Annotated in this window: 20 protein-coding genes; all 20 read right to left on the reverse strand. The window is 61.0% G+C overall.

What is annotated here, in order from left to right:
- Window positions 1–12: 12 nt before the first annotated feature.
- On the reverse strand, window positions 13–384 hold the full coding sequence (locus tag GPL81_RS09365; protein ID WP_003183998.1) for a chemotaxis response regulator CheY: 372 nt from the start codon (window positions 382–384) through the stop codon (window positions 13–15).
- A 166-nt stretch (window positions 385–550) separates the two neighbouring features.
- Entirely contained in the window at window positions 551–1,291 is a 741-nt protein-coding gene (gene fliA, locus GPL81_RS09370; RefSeq protein WP_007894214.1) for an RNA polymerase sigma factor FliA, read from the reverse strand.
- Entirely contained in the window at window positions 1,288–2,118 is an 831-nt protein-coding gene (gene fleN, locus GPL81_RS09375) for a flagellar synthesis regulator FleN (protein ID WP_008001746.1), read from the reverse strand. Before fleN ends, fliA begins: the two co-directional genes overlap by 4 nt.
- A gap of 116 nt (window positions 2,119–2,234) precedes the next feature.
- Window positions 2,235–3,560 (reverse strand): flagellar biosynthesis GTPase FlhF, encoded by a 1,326-nt coding sequence (flhF, locus tag GPL81_RS09380; RefSeq protein WP_096509577.1) that lies wholly within the window; start codon window positions 3,558–3,560, stop codon window positions 2,235–2,237.
- An 11-nt stretch (window positions 3,561–3,571) separates the two neighbouring features.
- Window positions 3,572–5,662, reverse strand: coding sequence for a flagellar biosynthesis protein FlhA (gene flhA, locus GPL81_RS09385; RefSeq protein ID WP_372237768.1), 2,091 nt, complete (start codon window positions 5,660–5,662; stop codon window positions 3,572–3,574).
- 276 nt (window positions 5,663–5,938) lie between these two features.
- A complete protein-coding gene (gene flhB, locus GPL81_RS09390) occupies window positions 5,939–7,078 on the reverse strand; it encodes a flagellar biosynthesis protein FlhB (RefSeq protein ID WP_160106510.1) in 1,140 nt (379 codons plus the stop codon).
- A gap of 3 nt (window positions 7,079–7,081) precedes the next feature.
- Window positions 7,082–7,867, reverse strand: coding sequence for a flagellar biosynthetic protein FliR (fliR, locus tag GPL81_RS09395; RefSeq protein WP_160106511.1), 786 nt, complete (start codon window positions 7,865–7,867; stop codon window positions 7,082–7,084).
- 3 nt (window positions 7,868–7,870) lie between these two features.
- The gene (gene fliQ, locus GPL81_RS09400; RefSeq protein ID WP_096509573.1) at window positions 7,871–8,140 is read right to left on the reverse strand and encodes a flagellar biosynthesis protein FliQ; all 270 of its coding nucleotides are present in this window, start codon (window positions 8,138–8,140) and stop codon (window positions 7,871–7,873) included.
- Window positions 8,137–8,895: a flagellar type III secretion system pore protein FliP gene (gene fliP / locus GPL81_RS09405; RefSeq protein WP_096509572.1), complete on the reverse strand. Its 759-nt coding sequence runs from the start codon at window positions 8,893–8,895 to the stop codon at window positions 8,137–8,139. Before fliP ends, fliQ begins: the two co-directional genes overlap by 4 nt.
- Window positions 8,895–9,344 carry a flagellar biosynthetic protein FliO gene (fliO, locus tag GPL81_RS09410; protein ID WP_160106512.1) on the reverse strand — a complete coding sequence of 150 codons (450 nt, stop codon included), beginning with the start codon at window positions 9,342–9,344 and terminating at the stop codon, window positions 8,895–8,897. Before fliO ends, fliP begins: the two co-directional genes overlap by 1 nt.
- Complete coding sequence (fliN, locus tag GPL81_RS09415) at window positions 9,345–9,803, reverse strand: flagellar motor switch protein FliN (RefSeq protein WP_096515226.1); 459 nt, start codon at window positions 9,801–9,803, stop codon at window positions 9,345–9,347.
- Between the two features lie 66 nt (window positions 9,804–9,869).
- Window positions 9,870–10,838 (reverse strand): flagellar motor switch protein FliM, encoded by a 969-nt coding sequence (gene fliM / locus GPL81_RS09420; RefSeq protein ID WP_096509570.1) that lies wholly within the window; start codon window positions 10,836–10,838, stop codon window positions 9,870–9,872.
- A 9-nt stretch (window positions 10,839–10,847) separates the two neighbouring features.
- On the reverse strand, window positions 10,848–11,348 hold the full coding sequence (fliL, locus tag GPL81_RS09425; RefSeq protein WP_160106513.1) for a flagellar basal body-associated protein FliL: 501 nt from the start codon (window positions 11,346–11,348) through the stop codon (window positions 10,848–10,850).
- A gap of 206 nt (window positions 11,349–11,554) precedes the next feature.
- A complete protein-coding gene (locus GPL81_RS09430; protein WP_160106514.1) occupies window positions 11,555–12,916 on the reverse strand; it encodes a flagellar hook-length control protein FliK in 1,362 nt (453 codons plus the stop codon).
- An 83-nt stretch (window positions 12,917–12,999) separates the two neighbouring features.
- On the reverse strand, window positions 13,000–13,368 hold the full coding sequence (locus GPL81_RS09435; RefSeq protein WP_160106515.1) for an Hpt domain-containing protein: 369 nt from the start codon (window positions 13,366–13,368) through the stop codon (window positions 13,000–13,002).
- A gap of 30 nt (window positions 13,369–13,398) precedes the next feature.
- Window positions 13,399–15,105: an ATP-binding SpoIIE family protein phosphatase gene (locus GPL81_RS09440; RefSeq protein WP_160106516.1), complete on the reverse strand. Its 1,707-nt coding sequence runs from the start codon at window positions 15,103–15,105 to the stop codon at window positions 13,399–13,401.
- Between the two features lie 5 nt (window positions 15,106–15,110).
- Window positions 15,111–15,410, reverse strand: a complete 300-nt coding sequence (locus GPL81_RS09445; protein WP_160106517.1) for an STAS domain-containing protein — start codon at window positions 15,408–15,410, stop codon at window positions 15,111–15,113.
- Between the two features lie 110 nt (window positions 15,411–15,520).
- Complete coding sequence (gene fliJ, locus GPL81_RS09450; protein WP_160106518.1) at window positions 15,521–15,970, reverse strand: flagellar export protein FliJ; 450 nt, start codon at window positions 15,968–15,970, stop codon at window positions 15,521–15,523.
- A gap of 6 nt (window positions 15,971–15,976) precedes the next feature.
- Window positions 15,977–17,335 carry a flagellar protein export ATPase FliI gene (gene fliI, locus GPL81_RS09455; protein WP_096509564.1) on the reverse strand — a complete coding sequence of 453 codons (1,359 nt, stop codon included), beginning with the start codon at window positions 17,333–17,335 and terminating at the stop codon, window positions 15,977–15,979.
- Window positions 17,325–18,110, reverse strand: coding sequence for a flagellar assembly protein FliH (fliH, locus tag GPL81_RS09460; protein ID WP_160106519.1), 786 nt, complete (start codon window positions 18,108–18,110; stop codon window positions 17,325–17,327). The genes fliI and fliH overlap by 11 nt, the downstream gene beginning before the upstream one ends.
- Window position 18,111: the final 1 nt, after the last annotated feature.

Here is an 18,111-nt window from a genome sequence, read left to right on the forward strand (position 1 = left end):
CCGTGGCGCAGTTCAACCGATGCGTTCGAAAATCTTCTCGATTTTTTCTTTCAACGCCTGGGCCGTGAAGGGTTTGACCACATAGCCGTTTACACCGGCCTGGGCCGCTTCGATGATCTGCTCGCGCTTGGCTTCAGCGGTCACCATCAGCACCGGCAGGTGCTTGAGCTTTTCATCGGCACGCACGTGGCGCAGCAGATCGATACCGGTCATGCCAGGCATGTTCCAGTCCGTTACCAGAAAGTCGATGCTCCCGCTGTTGAGTACCGGAATGGCGGTAGTGCCATCGTCGGCCTCGACCGTGTTGGTGAACCCCAGGTCACGCAACAGGTTTTTTATGATCCGCCGCATCGTTGAGAAGTCATCAACGATGAGGATTTTCATGTTCTTGTCCAATTCGACCTCCAAGCAGACTAAAACGCGCCCAGCACCTGGACGCGCCATTTCAATCAATCTGGCAAAGCACTCGATGACTGTCTGGAGTACAGCGGATCGAGACCGGCGCGGTTCATCACCCCACCAGCCACGTCGCAGTGCCCCCACACTGCCTTCAGCGCGCTCGCCACTCTCCCAAACGCCCCCGCAAACGGGCCGCGCACTGGCTGTGTAACTGGCTGACCCGAGATTCGCTGACCCCCAGGACCTCACCGATTTCCTTGAGATTCAACTCTTCGTCGTAGTACAGCGCCAACACCAGTCGCTCACGCTCCGGCAAATTGGCAATCGCGTCCGCCAGCGCCGCCTGGAAGCGTTCATCTTCCAGATCGCGTGACGGTTCGAGATGAGCACTCGCGCCATCCTCGTGCAGCCCTTCGTGTTCGCCGTCCTGCAACAGATCGTCGAAACTGAATAACCGGCTGCCCAGGGTGTCGTTCAAAATCCCGTAATAATCGTCGAGACTCAATTGGAGTTCGGCCGCAACTTCGTGATCTTTAGCGTCACGGCCGGTTTTAGCTTCAATCGAGCGAATGGCGTCGCTGACCATTCGGGTATTGCGGTGGACCGAACGTGGCGCCCAGTCCCCCTTGCGCACTTCGTCGAGCATGGCGCCGCGGATACGGATGCCCGCGTACGTTTCGAAACTGGCGCCTTTGCTGGCGTCGTATTTGGTCGACACTTCAAGCAGGCCGATCATCCCGGCCTGGATCAGGTCTTCGACCTGGACGCTGGCCGGCAGGCGCGCCAGCAAGTGGTAGGCAATGCGTTTGACCAGTGGCGCGTAACGCTCGATCAGCTCGTACTGCGCGTCACGCGCCGACTTCTTGTAGAGGTTGTAACCGCTGGCTGTCATAGCACCGGTCCTGCCGTCTGTTGCACGAGGCGCTCGACGAAAAACTCCAGGTGCCCACGCGGGTTGGCCGGCAGCGGCCAGGTATCGACCTTTTGTGCGATTGCCTTGAAGGCCAGCGAGCACTTGGAGCGCGGAAAGGCTTCGTAGACGGCACGTTGTTTCTGCACGGCCTTGCGCACGCTTTCGTCGTAAGGCACGGCGCCGACGTATTGCAGGGCCACGTCGAGGAAACGGTCCGTGACCTTGGTCAACTTGGCAAACAGGTTGCGACCTTCCTGCGGGCTCTGCGCCATGTTCGCCAGGACGCGGAAGCGGTTCATGCCGTAATCGCGGTTGAGCAATTTGATCAACGCGTAGGCGTCGGTGATCGAAGTCGGTTCGTCGCAGACCACCAGCAATACTTCCTGCGCCGCGCGCACGAAGCTGACGACCGAGTCACCAATCCCCGCAGCGGTGTCGATCACCAGCACGTCGAGGTTGTCGCCGATGTCGCTGAACGCCTGGATCAGGCCGGCATGCTGCGCCGGGCTCAAATGAACCATGCTCTGGGTGCCGGACGCGGCCGGCACGATGCGGATGCCGCCCGGCCCCTGCAACAGCACGTCGCGCAGCTCGCAGCGGCCTTCGATCACGTCGGCCAGGGTACGTTTGGGTGTCAGGCCCAGCAGAACGTCGACGTTCGCCAGCCCCAGGTCGGCGTCCAGCAGCATGACGCGCCGGCCAAGCTCAGCCAAAGCCAGGGACAAGTTCACTGACACGTTAGTTTTCCCGACGCCACCTTTGCCGCCGGTCACCGCGATCACCTGTACGGGATGCATGCTGCCCATGTTATTTCTTTACCTTGTCTTGCATAGACGGAGGCCACATTACTGGCTGCGCGTTCGCAAATGGAACAATGCATGGCAGACCATCGATGTAGGTACAAAAACTATTCATTTTCACCTCAGCCTACCTGTTTGGTCGGGCTGTGGTAGATATCAGCGAACATGTCAGCCATGGCTTCTTCGCTGGGCTCTTCCTGCATTTGCACGCTAACGGCCCGACTGACCAGTTGATGACGACGCGGCAGATGCAAATCATCCGGAATCCGCGGTCCGTCGGTCAGGTAGGCCACCGGCAATTCATGGCTGATGGCCAGGCTCAACACCTCGCCCAGGCTCGCCGTTTCATCCAGTTTAGTCAGGATGCAGCCAGCGAGCCCGCAACGCTTGTAACTGTGATAAGCGGCGGTTAGAACCTGTTTCTGGCTGGTGGTTGCCAGGACCAGGTAATTTTTTGACTTGATGCCACGCCCGGCCAGGCTTTCAAGCTGCATGCGCAGGGCCGGATCGCTGGCTTGCAGGCCGGCGGTATCGATCAGCACGACGCGTTTGCGCAGCAGTGGATCCAGTGCCTGCACCAGCGATTGCCCCGGATCGACGTGGGTCACCGACACATTGAGAATCCGGCCCAGGGTCTTGAGTTGCTCCTGGGCACCAATACGATAGCTGTCCATGCTCACCAGCGCGATGTTCTGTGCGCCGTATTTAAGCACGTAACGGGCGGCCAGCTTGGCCAGGGTGGTGGTCTTGCCCATGCCGGCAGGGCCGACCATGGCAATCACACCGCCCTCTTCCAGCGGTTCGACTTCCGGTGTAGCGATCATCCGCGCCAGGTGTGCCAGCAACATGCGCCAGGCCTGGCGGGGCTCTTCGATGTCAGTGATCAGCGCGAGCAAATCCCGCGACAACGGACCGGACAGGCCAATGCGTTGCAGGCGGCGCCAGAGGTTCGCCTGGTCCGGGCGGCTGCCTTGCAGCTGATTCCACGCTAAAGAGCCCAGCTGAACTTCAAGCAGTTCCCGCAGGCCGTTGAGTTCGAAGCGCATCGAGTCGAATACGCGCTGATCAACCGCAGGCGCAGCAACAGGAGCCGGCGCAGGGCGACGGGGCTCGGCGTAAGTCGGTTCGATCAGCGGCTCGGCGGCGGTGAGCGGCAGGCCGGCGAACAACTGGCGATTGGTAGCGTTGTCGCTCTCGCCCTCGCTGCGCAGGCTCAATTCGGCCTGGGCGGTGACGATCCGCGACTGAGTCTTGCGCAGCTCGTCTTCGAGTTCCATGTTCGGAACGCGCGGAGCCAGCGCCGACAGTTTGTAATCCAGGGCAGCCGTCAGCTCGACACCACCGGCGATCCGGCGGTTGCCAATGATGGCGGCATCGGCGCCCAGCTCATCACGAACCAGTTTCATGGCCTGACGCATATCGGCGGCGAAAAAACGCTTAACTTGCATAAACCACTACCTCAGCCGTTGGGCCCTACTGTCGCAACGATGGTCACTTGCTTGTTGTCAGGTATTTCCTGATAGGCCAACACATGCAAACCCGGGACTGCCAGCCGGCCAAATCGCGAGAGCATCGCGCGAACCGGACCGGCCACCAGCAGAATCACCGGTTGACCTTGCATCTCCTGACGCTGAGCCGCATCGATCAACGAGCGCTGCAGCTTCTCGGCCATGCTTGGCTCCAGCAGAACGCCCTCTTCCGAGCCTTGTCCTGCCTTCTGCAGACTATTGAGCAATATTTGTTCCAACCTTGGCTCCAGCGTGATGACTGGCAGCTCCGAGTCAGTGCCTACAATGCTTTGCACGATGGCGCGGGAAACGCCGACGCGTACCGCGGCCACCAATGCGGCAGTATCTTGACTCTTGGAAGCGTTGTTGGCGATGGCTTCGGCTATGCTGCGAATATCGCGTACCGGCACCTGTTCGGCCAACAAGGCCTGCAAAACCTTGAGCAATTGCGACAGAGACAGCACGCCAGGCACCAGTTCTTCGGCCAGTTTCGGCGAGTTTTTCGCCAGCAATTGCATGAGTTGCTGCACTTCCTCGTGACCAATCAGCTCGCTGGAGTGCTTGTACAGAATCTGGTTCAAGTGGGTCGCCACCACGGTGCTGGCATCGACCACGGTATAGCCCAGCGATTGCGCCTGGGCACGCTGGCTGATTTCGATCCATACCGCCTCCAGCCCGAAAGCCGGGTCTCTGGCGGTGATGCCGTTGAGAGAGCCGTAGACCTGCCCCGGGTTGATCGCCAGTTCGCGGTCCGGGTAAATCTCCGCTTCCGCGAGGATCACCCCCATCAGGGTCAGGCGATAGGCACTCGGCGCCAGATCGAGGTTGTCGCGTATATGCACGGTCGGCATCAGGAAGCCCAGGTCCTGGGACAGCTTCTTGCGCACGCCCTTGATCCGCGCCAGCAATTGACCACCCTGGTTGCGGTCCACCAGCGGAATCAGGCGATAACCCACTTCCAGGCCGATCATGTCGATCGGGGTCACGTCATCCCAGCCCAGCTCCTTGGTTTCCTGCGCGCGGGCCGGCGATGGCAGCAGCTCTTGCTGACGCTTGACCTCTTGCGCCGCGTGGACCTTGATGGCGTTCTGCTTCTTCCAGAACAGGTACGCGCCACCCGCCGCCAGCGCCGCCATGCTCAGGAAGGACACGTGCGGCATGCCAGGCACCAGGCCCATCACCGCCATCAAGCCGGCAGCCACGGCCAGCGCCTTGGGCGAGGCGAACATCTGGCGATTGATCTGCTTGCCCATGTCTTCCGAACCGGAAGCACGGGTCACCATGATCGCCGCCGCAGTGGACAAAAGCAGTGATGGCAATTGCGCCACCAAACCGTCACCAATGGTCAGCAATGCGTAAACCTTGCCGGCATCGGCGAAGGACATGTTGTGCTGGAAGATACCGACGGCCATGCCGCCGATCAGGTTGATGAACAGAATCAGCAGGCCGGCGATGGCGTCACCGCGCACGAACTTGCTGGCACCGTCCATGGAACCGTAGAACTCGGCTTCCTGGGCGACTTCGACACGACGGGCCTTGGCCTGGTTTTGATCGATCAGACCGGCGTTGAGGTCGGCGTCGATGGCCATTTGTTTGCCGGGCATCGCGTCGAGGGTGAAACGCGCGCTCACCTCGGAAATCCGCCCGGCGCCCTTGGTCACCACGACGAAGTTGATGATCATCAGAATCGCGAACACCACGATACCGACCACGTAGTTACCGCCGATCACCACCTCACCGAAGGCCTGGATCACCTTGCCGGCGGCAGCGTGTCCGTCCTGACCATGAAGCATGACCACCCGCGTGGATGCCACGTTCAGCGCCAGCCGCAGCAGCGTCGCTACCAGCAAAATGGTCGGGAACACCGCGAAATCCAGTGGCCGCAGGGCGTAGACGCAGACCAGCAGCACGACAATCGACAAGGCGATGTTGAAGGTGAAAAACACGTCCAGCAGGAACGGCGGGACCGGCAACATCATCATCGCCAACATGACCAGCAGCAACAGCGGCACGCCCAGATTGCCTCGACTGAGGTCTGCCATGTGCGTGCGTGTACTGTTGAATAACTGAGAGCGATCCACCGGTAATCCCCGTGCCTTTAAAGCAAACTTTTGACGCCTGAAGCGGGCGCACGGGGGCTACTGCAAGAAGCTTTCCAACTTTTGCGGGGGGTTGAAATAGAGGGGTTTACATGAAGATTTGTGTTGCCCGGACGGGCCTCATCGCGGGCAAGCCTTGCTCCCACAGGTTTTGTGGACGACACAATATTGTGGGAGCGAGGCTTGCCCGCGATGAGGCCGGAACTGACAACGAAAGAATCAGGGATCGCGACGCAGATCAGGCGGAATCGGCAAATCATCCTTCAGCGGATCCGGCCGCTTGCCCTTGCCGGCTTTGTACTGGCGAATCTGATAGACATACGCCAGCACCTGCGCCACCGCCAGATACAACCCACCCGGAATCTCCTGCTCCAGCTCCGTGGAGTAGTAAATCGACCGCGCCAGCGCCGGCGATTCCAGCAGCAAAATTTCGTTGGCCACCGCGATTTCACGAATCTTCAGCGCCAAAAAGTCACTGCCCTTGGCAATCAACATCGGCGCACCGCTCTTGTCCGGGTCGTACTTGAGTGCCACGGCGTAGTGAGTCGGGTTGGTGATGACCACGTCGGCGTCGGGAATGGCGGCCATCATCCGGCGCTGGGACATTTCGCGTTGCAGCTGGCGAATCCGCTGTTTGACCTCTGGCCGTCCTTCCTGGTCCTTGTGCTCGTCGCGCACTTCCTGCTTGGTCATTTTCAGTTTGTTGATGCTTTCCCACAACTGAAGCGGTACGTCCACCGCGGCAATGATGATCAGCCCGCAGGCCATCCACAGGGTGCTCCAGCCGACCACTTGCAGGCTATGAGTGACCGCTCGATCCAACGGCTCATGGGCGATGCGCAGCAGGTCGTCGATGTCTCCCGACAACACCACCAGCGCCACGAACAGGACAATGAAAAACTTCGCCAGGGCCTTGAGCAGCTCGGTCAAGGCCTTGGCCGAGAACATGCGCTTGAGGCCCGCGCCGGGGTTCATGCGGCTGAATTTGGGGGCCATGCTGCCGGCGGAAAACAGCCAGCCACCCAGGGAGATCGGACCGATCAACGCGGCCAGCAGCAAGGTGATCATCACCGGCTGAATCGCCAGCAAGGCAATCTTCCCGGAATGCAGCAGGTAGGTGCTCATCGAGCGTTGGTCCAGCACCACGTCCCGCGACAGGGAAAAATTCAGGCGCATCAGGTCCATCAGGTCCTGGGCCAGCGCGCCACCGAAAATCAGCAGCGCGCCAGCACCGGCAAGCATGATCGCCAGGGTGTTCAGCTCTTTGGAGCGCGCAATCTCGCCCTTCTCACGGGCGTCCTTTTTCTTTTTCTCCGTGGGGTCTTCTGTTTTGTCCTGACCGCTTTCGCTCTCTGCCATGACTCAGCGCGCCTGTGCCAGTTCGCGTAAAAACTGCAAGGCCTCGCTGGCCAGCGGTTGATACTGATTGAGAATGTCCGCCAGCCCGACCCAGACGATAAACAGCCCGAGTACCAGGGTGAGCGGGAAGCCGACGGAGAAGATGTTCAGTTGCGGTGCCGCCCGGGTCATCACGCCAAACGCGATGTTGACCACCAGCAGCGCAGTGATCGCCGGCAGCACCAGCAGCAGCGCCGCGCCCAGTACCCAGCCGAGCTTGCCGGCCAGTTCCCAGAAATGATTGACCATCAAGCCGCTGCCCACCGGCAGCGTGGTGAAACTCTCGGTGAGCACTTCGAAGACCACCAGATGGCCGTTCATGGCCAGGAACATCAGGGTCACCAGCATGGTGAAGAACTGCCCGATCACCGCCACCGACACGCCGTTGGTGGGGTCGACCATCGAGGCGAAGCCCATACCCATCTGGATGGCGACGATCTGCCCCGCCACCACGAAGGCCTGGAAGAACAGTTGCAGGGAGAAACCGAGTACCGCGCCGATGAGGATCTGCTCGGCAATCAGCAGCAGTCCGCTCAAGTCCAGCGCATTCACCGGCGGCATGGGCGGCAGCCCCGGGGCGATGACCACCGTAATGGCCAGGGCGAAATACAGGCGAATGCGCTTGGGCACCAGTGAGGTGCCGAACACCGGCATGACCGTCAGCAAGGCGCCGATGCGGAACAGCGGCAACATGAAGCTCGCCACCCAGGTGCTGATCTGGGTATCGGTCAGCTGAAGCAGCGACGACATGGCCTAGCCGATGACCTGCGGAATACTGCCGTACAACTGCAGGATGTACTCCATAAAGGTCTGCACCAGCCACGGGCCGGCCACGATCAGCGTCACCAACATCACCAGCAGGCGCGGCAGGAAGCTCAAGGTCTGTTCGTTGATCTGGGTGGCAGCCTGAAACATCGCCACGATCAGGCCCACCAGCAGACTCGGGATCACCAGCACCGCCACCATCATGGTGGTCAGCCACAGGGCCTCACGGAAGATATCGACGGCGACTTCAGGCGTCATGGCGATACACCACCAAAACTGCTGGCCAGGGTGCCGATGATCAGCGCCCAGCCATCGACCAGCACGAACAGCATGATTTTGAATGGCAGAGAAATGATCAGCGGCGACAGCATCATCATCCCCATGGCCATCAGCACACTGGCCACGACCAGGTCGATGATCAGGAACGGAATGAAGATCATGAAACCGATCTGGAACGCGGTTTTCAGCTCCGAGGTCACGAACGCCGGCACCAGAATGGTCAGCGGCGCCTGGTCCGGGCTGGCAATGTCGGTGCGCTTGGACAGGCGCATGAACAGCTCCAGGTCGCTGGTGCGCGTCTGGGCGAGCATGAAGTCCTTGATCGGCACCTGGGCCTTGGCCACCGCGTCCTGAGCGGTCATTTTTTCCGCCAGATACGGCTGCAAGGCGTCCTGATTAACCCGGTCGAACACCGGCGCCATGATGAACAGGGTCAGGAACAGCGCCATGCCCGTGAGGATCTGGTTCGACGGCGTCTGTTGCAGGCCCAGGGCCTGGCGCAGGATCGAGAAGACGATGATGATCCGGGTGAAACTGGTCATCAGCATGACGAACGCCGGGATGAAACTCAGCGCAGTCATGATCAGCAGGATTTGCAGGCTGACCGAATATTCCTGGGCGCCCTGTGCGTTGGTGCCCAGGGTGATCGCCGGGATCGACAGCGGATCGGCGGCGAACGCCAGCGGCGCGGCCAGCAGCAGGGCCAGCGTCAAGACGATGCGTAGCGCACCCATTACTTCTTATCCTTCTGATCCTTGCCGAGCATCTTCAACAGATGCTGGGCAAACTCCGGAGTAGCTTTGTCGGCGGTGGCCGGCACTTCAATCGGCTCTTTAAGCACATGCAGCGCGGTGATCGTGCCTGGGCTGAGACCGAGCAGGATCTGCTCGTTACCGACCTGCACCAGCATCAAGCGGTCACGCGGGCCGAGGGCGCGGGAACCGATCAGCTCGATCACCTGCCCCTTGCCGGCGGGGCCTGCCTGCTGCACCCGGCGCAACAGCCAGGCGAGGAAGAAGATCAACCCCAGTACCAGCAGCAAGCCGAACACCAGCTGCGTCAATTGCCCGGCCACGCCGCTGTTGACCGCCGGTGCGGCGGCGGCAGTAGCGGCTGTCGCAACAGGCTCGGCCGCCAGCACGCTGAACGGCAACGCCAACAGACCCCAAAGAAGCTTTTTCACTCAGCGCAACTTCTTGATGCGTTCGCTTGGGCTGATCACGTCGGTCAGGCGGATGCCGAACTTCTCGTTGACCACCACCACTTCGCCATGGGCGATCAGCGTGCCATTGACCAGCACGTCCAGCGGCTCACCGGCCAGGCGATCGAGCTCGATCACCGAACCCTGGTTGAGTTGCAGCAGGTTGCGAATATTGATGTCGGTGCTGCCGACTTCCATGGAAATCGACACCGGGATATCGAGGATCACGTCCAGGTTCGGCCCTTCCAGGCTGACCGGATCGTTGTTTCTCGGCACGCTGCCGAATTCTTCCATCGGCAGGCGGCTGGAGCCCGGAACGCCGGAATCGGCGGCCAGCAGGGCATCGATGTCGGCCTGGCCGGCATCACCGGTTTCTTCCAGGGCCGCGGCCCATTCGTCAGCCAGCGCCTGGTCGTCCTGGGTATTCATATCGTTAGCCATCAATTTGTCCTCGACGAGCAACTGCTCGATCACAAGCAGTCATTTCAAATAGGGTTGGAGTACCGGTCAGCGGCGCTCGATCGGCTCGATCACCTGCAACGCGAGGTTGCCTTTGTGCGAGCCCATCTTGACCTTGAAGGCCGGCACGCCGTTGGCGCGCATGATCATGTCTTCCGGCATTTCCACCGGGATGATGTCCCCCGGCTGCATGTGCAGGATGTCGCGCAGCTTCAATTGGCGGCGGGCCACGGTGGCGCCGATCGGCACGTCGACATCCAGTACGTCCTGACGCAAGGCATTGACCCAGCGCTCGTCCTGATCGTCGAGGTCCGACTGGAAGCCGGCGTCGAGCATTTCGCGCACCGGCTCGATCATCGAATACGGCATGGTCACGTGCAGATCGCCGCCACCGCCATCGAGTTCGATGTGGAAGGTCGACACCACAATGGCTTCGCTCGGACCGACGATGTTGGCCATGGCCGGGTTCACTTCCGAGTTGATGTACTCGAAATTCACTTCCATGATCGCCTGCCAGGCCTCCTTCAAGTCGATGAAGGCCTGCTCCAGCACCATGCGCACCACGCGCAATTCGGTCGGGGTGAATTCCCGCCCTTCGATCTTGGCGTGACGGCCGTCGCCACCGAAGAAGTTGTCCACCAGCTTGAACACCAGTTTGGCGTCGAGGATGAACAGCGCTGTACCGCGCAGCGGTTTGATCTTGACCAGGTTGAGACTGGTCGGCACGTACAGCGAGTGCACGTATTCGCCGAACTTCATCACCTGCACGCCACCGACCGCCACGTCCGCCGAACGGCGCAGCATGTTGAACATGCTGATGCGCGTGTAGCGGGCGAAACGTTCGTTGATCATCTCCAGGGTCGGCATGCGTCCGCGGACGATGCGATCCTGGCTGGTCAGGTCGTAGCTTTTGACGGTGCCGGGTTCGGCAATGTTATCGGTCTGTACCAGACCATCGTCCACGCCATGCAACAGCGCGTCGATCTCATCCTGGGACAGCAGGTCCTGCACGGCCATGTCGTGTTCCTACTGCAGTACGAAATTAGTGAAAAGCAACTGTTCGACGACCACTTTGCCGAGTTCTTTCTGCGCGACTTCCTGGACGCTGGCCGTGGCTTTCTGACGCAACATTTCCTGGCCGACCGGCGAGGCGAGCGTGGCGAAGTCCTGTCCGGAGAACAGCATGACCAGGTTATTGCGGATCACCGGCATGTGGACCTTGAGCGCGTCCAGATCTGCTTGATTGCGCGCGAGCATGGTGATGCTCACCTGCATGTAGCGCTGACGGCCGTTCTGATTGAAGTTGGCGACAAACGCCGGCGCCATCGACTCGAAAATCGCCGGCTGCTTGCCCACCGGAGCGATTTCAGCCGCGGCGACAGGCTTGCTCTGGGCGCTGTGCATGAAGTACCAGGTCGCCCCCACGGACACACCGATCGCCAGCAGCAAGGCCACCACGATCAGGATAATCAGCTTGAATCTGCCTTTGGTTGCGGGGTCTTTTACTGCTGCTTCGCTCTTCGCCATGCCAATAATCCGTCACTATTCGGGTTTTCACAGTCGCACGGATAGGCAAGAGCAAGTGTTATGCCAGAACGGTTGGGAGGTATTGGTGGCCGATCAACTGTAGGAGCTGGCTTGCCAGCGAAAGCGGTACATCAGCCGACATTTGAGTTGACTGACGCGCCCTCTTCGCTGGCAAGCCAGCTCCTACAGGGGGGAATTGTGTTTGATCAGGCGTAGTAGTCGACGGCGCTGGAGCCGATCACGCTGGTCACCGGGGCGGCGACTTCGGCGACGCCCTGTACGGCTTCGTCATCCATGCTGTCGAGGCGGCCACCGCTGGCACTGGTTCGCCCGCTTTGTCGCTGTTGAGCCTGCTCCTGCCCCTGCTGCGAACCCCGGGACTGGTCGGACACGTTGACGTCAACCTGGCCCATGCCCTGGTGCGCGAACATGTCACGCAAGCGATGCATCTGACCGTCCAGTGCTTCGCGAACGCTCGGATGCGCACTCATGAATGTCACCTGGGTCTGCTGGTCCGGAACCATGTTCACCCGAATGTCGAGGCGCCCCAGCTCGGCCGGTTGCAACTGGATATCCGCCGCCTTGAGATTGGCGCTGGACAGGTACATGACCCGATTCACGACTTCCTCGGTCCAGCCGCTCTGATGCATGGCAATCGGCTGGTTCACCGGTACCGCGTTGGCAGTTTTCGGCGTGGCGGCCTGGGTCAGCGCCGCCAGACGGTTGGCGAAGTCGTCGACCCGGGTATCGCTGCTGGCAGATTTGAGATCCTTGAGACCGTCGTCGATCAGGCCGCTGAACGCCTTGTCGCCACCCCGGCTGGTGCTGTCCTTGCTGGTTTGCACATCAAGCATGTTGGCCATGCCCGCGGCAAAGTTCTGCGCCGGGGTCTGCTCACCATCGGCCTGCGCCTGGGCAGGCGTTGGTGCGGCTTTGGGTTGTGCCTGGCTGGACGCGGAAACGTGGCCGCTCTGCTCCATGGCCAGGCGCACCGCGGGCAGCGCGTCGAGCGGATCGGCTTCAGGGTCGAAATCGGTGTCGGTGGTGGCGACTGCTGGCGTTGTTGCGGCGACAGCCGCGGCAACCGGTGCCTGGTCCGGTTTCGGTTCGGCTTCCACCACGGGCGTCGTGGCCGGGACTGGCGCGGTGACAACTGGCTGAACGGGCTGAAGCAAGGCAGGATCGAGCGCCGGATCAACAGGCGCGGTGTCAACGACCGGTGTCTGGGGGGTGTCCACCGGATCCTCGCTCGCCGCCTTGTCATCAGCCTGCGCCGGTTTGTCGGCGGGCAAGGTTTTGCCGCTATCGGCAACGACCGGTTCCGGGGCGGCAGATTCGTCGTCGGCGACATCCTTCTTGCCGGTACCGTCCGGGGCTTTGTCACGTACCGGCCTGGCCGAACCATCAGCTGCTACGTCAGGTTTGTTCTGACCCTGCTTGGCATACACTTGAGCGAAGCTTGCGGCCTTGTCCCCGGGCTCGGCGGGCAGCGCCGTGGAATTGGCGGAGGCGGCCTGAGTCTTGGCCTGCGCGGCGGCCTGAAGAAGAATGTTAGGGGTAACGGGCATTTAACGGTCTCCGCTGCACTGGGATCGTAGGTACAGTTGGGAGAGTTGACTGCAAAGGTCGCGCCAGTTTTGCTCGAGTGTGATCAATAAGGCCGAACTGTCGTGATGGCCGAGAGAGAACGCTGCCGTTCTTCTTCATAAAGTGGCCGGACAAGGGCGAACTCACGGGCAACATCAGCGATCAGGGCTTCAATGCCTGAAAGGTTTCGCGCCTTGGCCCGTTGCTCCAGATCATGACACAGCCCGGCCAGGCGAGTGGCGCCCATGTTGCTGCTGCTGCCCTTGAAGCTGTGCGCGGTCTCGAGTATCTGCGTGGCGTCGGCCGCCACGGTCAATTGCTGCAACCGTTCTTCGGAGTCTGCGAGGAAGGTCTCGACCAATGTCGAAAACTCATCCTCCATGACGTCCCGCAACGCGCTCAGCACGTTTGGGTCCAGATGTGTGTCAGCCACTTGTTCACTCCTTGATCAAGAATGCGCGGATTATGCCAGAGCCTTCCAGAAAAACTCCACGCGGGCACTTCGACCATCGTCGGACCAACTGGCGTTACGCCCCAACTGACGGATCAGACTGACGCCGCGTCCCGACAAACGGACAGGATCAATCGGACGCTCCATCACCCGATCGACATCAAATCCCACGCCGCTGTCCTCGACGCGTATCACCAGGCAACCACCCTCGCCTTGCGGCGTGACCTCCAGATGCACTCGCACATAACCGTCCTGCAGGTCGTCCAGACGTGAATTGCGCTGTTGGTAATAACGGGCGAAACCCGCGAGATCGCGCTTGAGGCTGGAATCCAGCCCCAACACGCCATGTTCCAGGGCGTTGGAGTACAGCTCTGCCAGAACGCTGTACAAGGCCCCGCTCTGCGTCCGCAGACCGTGAACCTCGAGTAGCAGTTGCAACAGGTATGGCAGCGGATTGAAACGCTTGAGCGTGGCGGCACGAAACTCGAAGCTCACCGACCAATCCAGCGGACAGGACTGACCACTGTCGGAATAGACCGGAACGGGCGGACTCAGGTGAGCCGGATCCAACAGGCTGATTTCAACCATGCTGACATCGTCCCGGGCTTCACCGCGAAAATCCCGTAGCGCCTGCTCGATTTCCTCGAACAACGCATCGGGCTGACAATTGGCCGCGAACACTCGCTGCAACCGCTGCACGCCAAACAGCTGATCATTGGCATCGCAGGTATCGATCACCCCGTCGGACAACAAAAACACCCGATCACCGAGCGCCATCGGAAACACTTCGGTGCGGTCATCAAAGGTTTGCGGGCTCAACACGCCAAGGGGCAAATGCCGGGCCGACAGCGGTGTGCGCTCCCCCGTGGCGATGCTGTGCAGATAGCCATCCGGCATGCCGCCGTTCCAGACCTCCACCGAGCGACGCTGGAAGCTCAGGCACAGCAGCGTTGCGCAACAGAACATGTCTACCGGCAGGATGCGTTTGAGCTTGGCGTTCATCTCGCGCAGGGTTTCCGCCAACCCATAGCCCTTGGCAGTCATGCCGTAGAAGACTTCGGCCAGGGGCATCGCGCCAACCGCAGCCGGCAAGCCATGGCCGGTAAAATCACCGAGCAGCACGTGCATGTCACCCGCCGGGGTGAACGCGGCCAGCAGCAAATCACCGTTGAACAGCGCATAAGGCGATTGCAGATAGCGAATGTTGGGGGCATTCAGGCAGCCGGAATGGGCCACCTTGTCGAACACGGCCTTGGCCACCCGCTGCTCGTTGAGCAAATAGTCGTGGTGCCGGGCGATCTGGTCACGCTGCTGCAGCACGGTCGCCTGCAGCCGCCGCAATCGGTCCATCGCCTTGATCTTGGCGGCGAGGATCACCTGGTTGTACGGTTTCGCCAGAAAGTCGTCACCCCCGACCTCCAGGCAACGGGCCAAGGCTTCGCTTTCGGACAGCGAGGTGAGAAAGATGATCGGTACCAGGGTTTCCCCGGCCAGTTCCTTGATCTGTCGGGCCGCTTCGAAACCATCCATCACCGGCATCATCGCGTCCATCAACACCAGTTGCGGGCGTTGCTGGCTAAACGCCTCGACCGCTTCGGCACCGTTGGCAGCCGTCAGCACCTGATGGCCCTGGCGCCGGACGATACTCGACAACAGCATGCGATCAGCCGCGCTGTCTTCCGCGATCAATATCGTCAGCGATTCGAGTGCAGACTGCACGGCGATCAACTGATGTCGAACAGTTTGTCGAAATTGGAGATAGCGAGGATTTTCCTCACGTCGGAACTGCTGTTGACCACGCGGATATCGGCGTCGTCGCCGCCGGCGTGATCGCGCAACAGCAGCAGCATGCCCAATGCGGAACTGTCGAGGTAGGTCGCCTCTTTCAGGTCGATCACGACCTCTGCGAGATCCTTGTCTTCGTAGGACTCTCGAAATTCCTGGTGCTTGGCGAAATCGAATCGTCCCTTGACCGATATCGTCAGTTTTTGCCCATCCGGGGAGATTTCAGAAATGACTGACATGTCGTGGCGTCCTTGTCATGGGTAAACCTGCTTGTACAAGGTTTAGCAGTTGGTAGAGGTTGGGGCAAGGTTCGAAATTTGTGGTGCCCGCGATGAACGATAACGCGGACTCAATACTGACTCTGACGCGGCAAGCGCTGGGACAATTCATCCAGCAGCTTCTGCTCGCGCTTGTCCTCCAGCGCCCGCGCTTCATCCATGTACCGCTGAACCAGCTTGCGCAAGCCTTCGACCCGGGCGAACGCCTGCTGCCAAGTGTCCCGCGCCTTGTTCAGGTTGTTCTGGTGCCAGGCTAGGCTCTGGCGCTGCTGATCGATGGCCGTGCCCAATTGTGCGAGGAAACCCTGATACCCCAGCAGCCATTGGCCCGATACGCCGCCGCTGCCGCGTACGATCCACTGTTCCTGATAGTCGAGACGAAAGGCTTCGAGGTCGTCTAGCTTGCTTTGCGCCAGACGCACCTGCCCCTGGAAATGACCCAGGCGCTGGACCGCGGTTTTCTCGGCCTTCTCGGCCATTTCCACCACGGGCGCCAGGCGCCCTGCCCGAGTCTGGGCCATGATCGGTTAACCGCCCGCCGCAGGCGCGAAGATCGACGCGAGATACGCTTCGCTTTCGCCCAGGCTGATGCTGTCGTTGAGGCCCTGACGCAGGTACTTGACCAGTTGCGGTTGCAGGGAAATCGCCAGGTCGGTTTCGCGATCCCCGCCGGCGACGTAGGCGCCAACACTGATCAGGTCCCGGCTCTGCTGATAGCGCGACCACAATTGCTTGAAATACTGCGCGCGGGTCATGTGCTCCGGCGACACCACCGCCGGCATGACCCGGCTGATGGACGCCTCGATATCGATGGCCGGGTAGTGCCCTTCCTCGGCCAGCCGCCGCGACAGCACGATGTGCCCGTCGAGCACGCCTCGCGCCGAGTCGGCAATCGGGTCCTGCTGGTCATCGCCTTCGGACAGCACGGTATAGAACGCGGTGATCGAACCGCCGCCCTTCTCGGCATTGCCGGCCCGTTCCACCAGTTTCGGCAACTTGGCGAACACCGACGGCGGATAGCCCTTGGTTGCCGGCGGCTCGCCGATGGCCAGGGCGATTTCCCGCTGGGCCTGGGCGAAACGGGTCAGCGAATCCATCAGCAACAGGACGTTTTTGCCCTTGTCGCGGAAATACTCGGCGATACGCGTGCAGTACATGGCCGCGCGCAGACGCATCAGCGGCGCATCGTCCGCCGGCGATGCCACCACCACCGAACGCTTGAGCCCTTCTTCACCGAGGATGTGCTCGATGAATTCTTTAACTTCACGACCCCGCTCACCGATCAGCCCGACGACGATAATGTCGGCCTCGGTAAAGCGGGTCATCATGCCCAGCAACACGGATTTACCGACACCGGTACCGGCAAACAAACCAAGCCGCTGGCCGCGACCGACCGTCAACATCCCGTTGATGCAACGGATGCCCACGTCCAGCGGCTCACTGATCGGCTCGCGCTTGAGCGGGTTAATGGTCGGGCCGTCCATCGGCACCCAATCCTCGGCCTTCATCCCGCCCTTGCCGTCCAGCGCACGACCGGCGCCATCGAGCACCCGCCCGAGCATGCTCATGCCCATGGGCAAGCGACCACTGTCCAACAGCGGGACCACCCGGGCGCCGGGCGCAATACCGGCAACACTGCCGACCGGCATCAGGAAGACCTTACTGCCAGAGAAGCCCATGACTTCGGCTTCGACCTGCACTGGGTGATAGCTGTCGTCGTTGATGACCATGCAGCGACTGCCCATGGCCGCGCGCAAGCCTTCGGCTTCGAGGGTCAGGCCGACCATGCGCAGCAGGCGGCCTTCGAGGATCGGTGCGCCTTCCAATTGCGTGGCCTCGGCATAACTGCTTAGGCGCTTGGCGAAACTGGTGCGTTCAAGGCGCATCGGGAATGTCCGCGGCCGGCTTGCTTTCGATGGGCAGTTCAAGGCTCACGTCCGGCGCGGCCGGGTGCAGTGCCTGTTCGTGCAACTGATCGAACAGCTTGTCCATCACCCGCACGACGCGGGTCTCCACCGTGGCATCGATCCGGCTGTGCTCGGTCTCGACCCGGCAGCCACCCGGCAACAGCGCCTCGTCCTCGACGATGCGCCAGGTTTCTTCATGGCGCTCGCGCAGGGCTTTGACCTGTTGGAAATCCTGCGGATTGATGTACAGCCGCACATTGCCCACGCCCAACGGCAGCAGCTTGAGGGCTTCGCGCATGACGTGTTCGATCTGGGTCGAGTCGATGGCCAGTTCGCGCTGGATCACCTGTTTGGTGATGTGCTGCACGAGGTCGACCAGGGACTTTTCAATCAGTGTGTCCTGTTCGGCGATGGGCTCGAACAGGTGCGCCATCAATTGCTCAAGCCCCGCGATCTTGGCCGCCAACGCCACTTCGGCTTCCTGGCGAACCTTGAGCGTGGTGCTGTGGAATCCCTCTTTCTCGCCCACCGCGAAACCTTCGTTGTAGGCTTCCTGGCGAATGCTTTCGAGTTCTTCGAGGGTCAGTGGCTGGACTTCCTCCAGCGGCACTTCTTCCATTTCCGGCGGTTCGGGTTCCGGCTCCGGCTCCGGCTCGGGTGCCGGCGGGTCGAAGCTGGGCAGCGCCCAGGTATCGAAACCACTGACATCCCTGGCCCGGATCAGGTCAGTGGGTTCATCATCATGCTTGGCCATG

This window comes from Pseudomonas izuensis (assembly GCF_009861505.1).
GTDB lineage: Bacteria > Pseudomonadota > Gammaproteobacteria > Pseudomonadales > Pseudomonadaceae > Aquipseudomonas > Aquipseudomonas izuensis.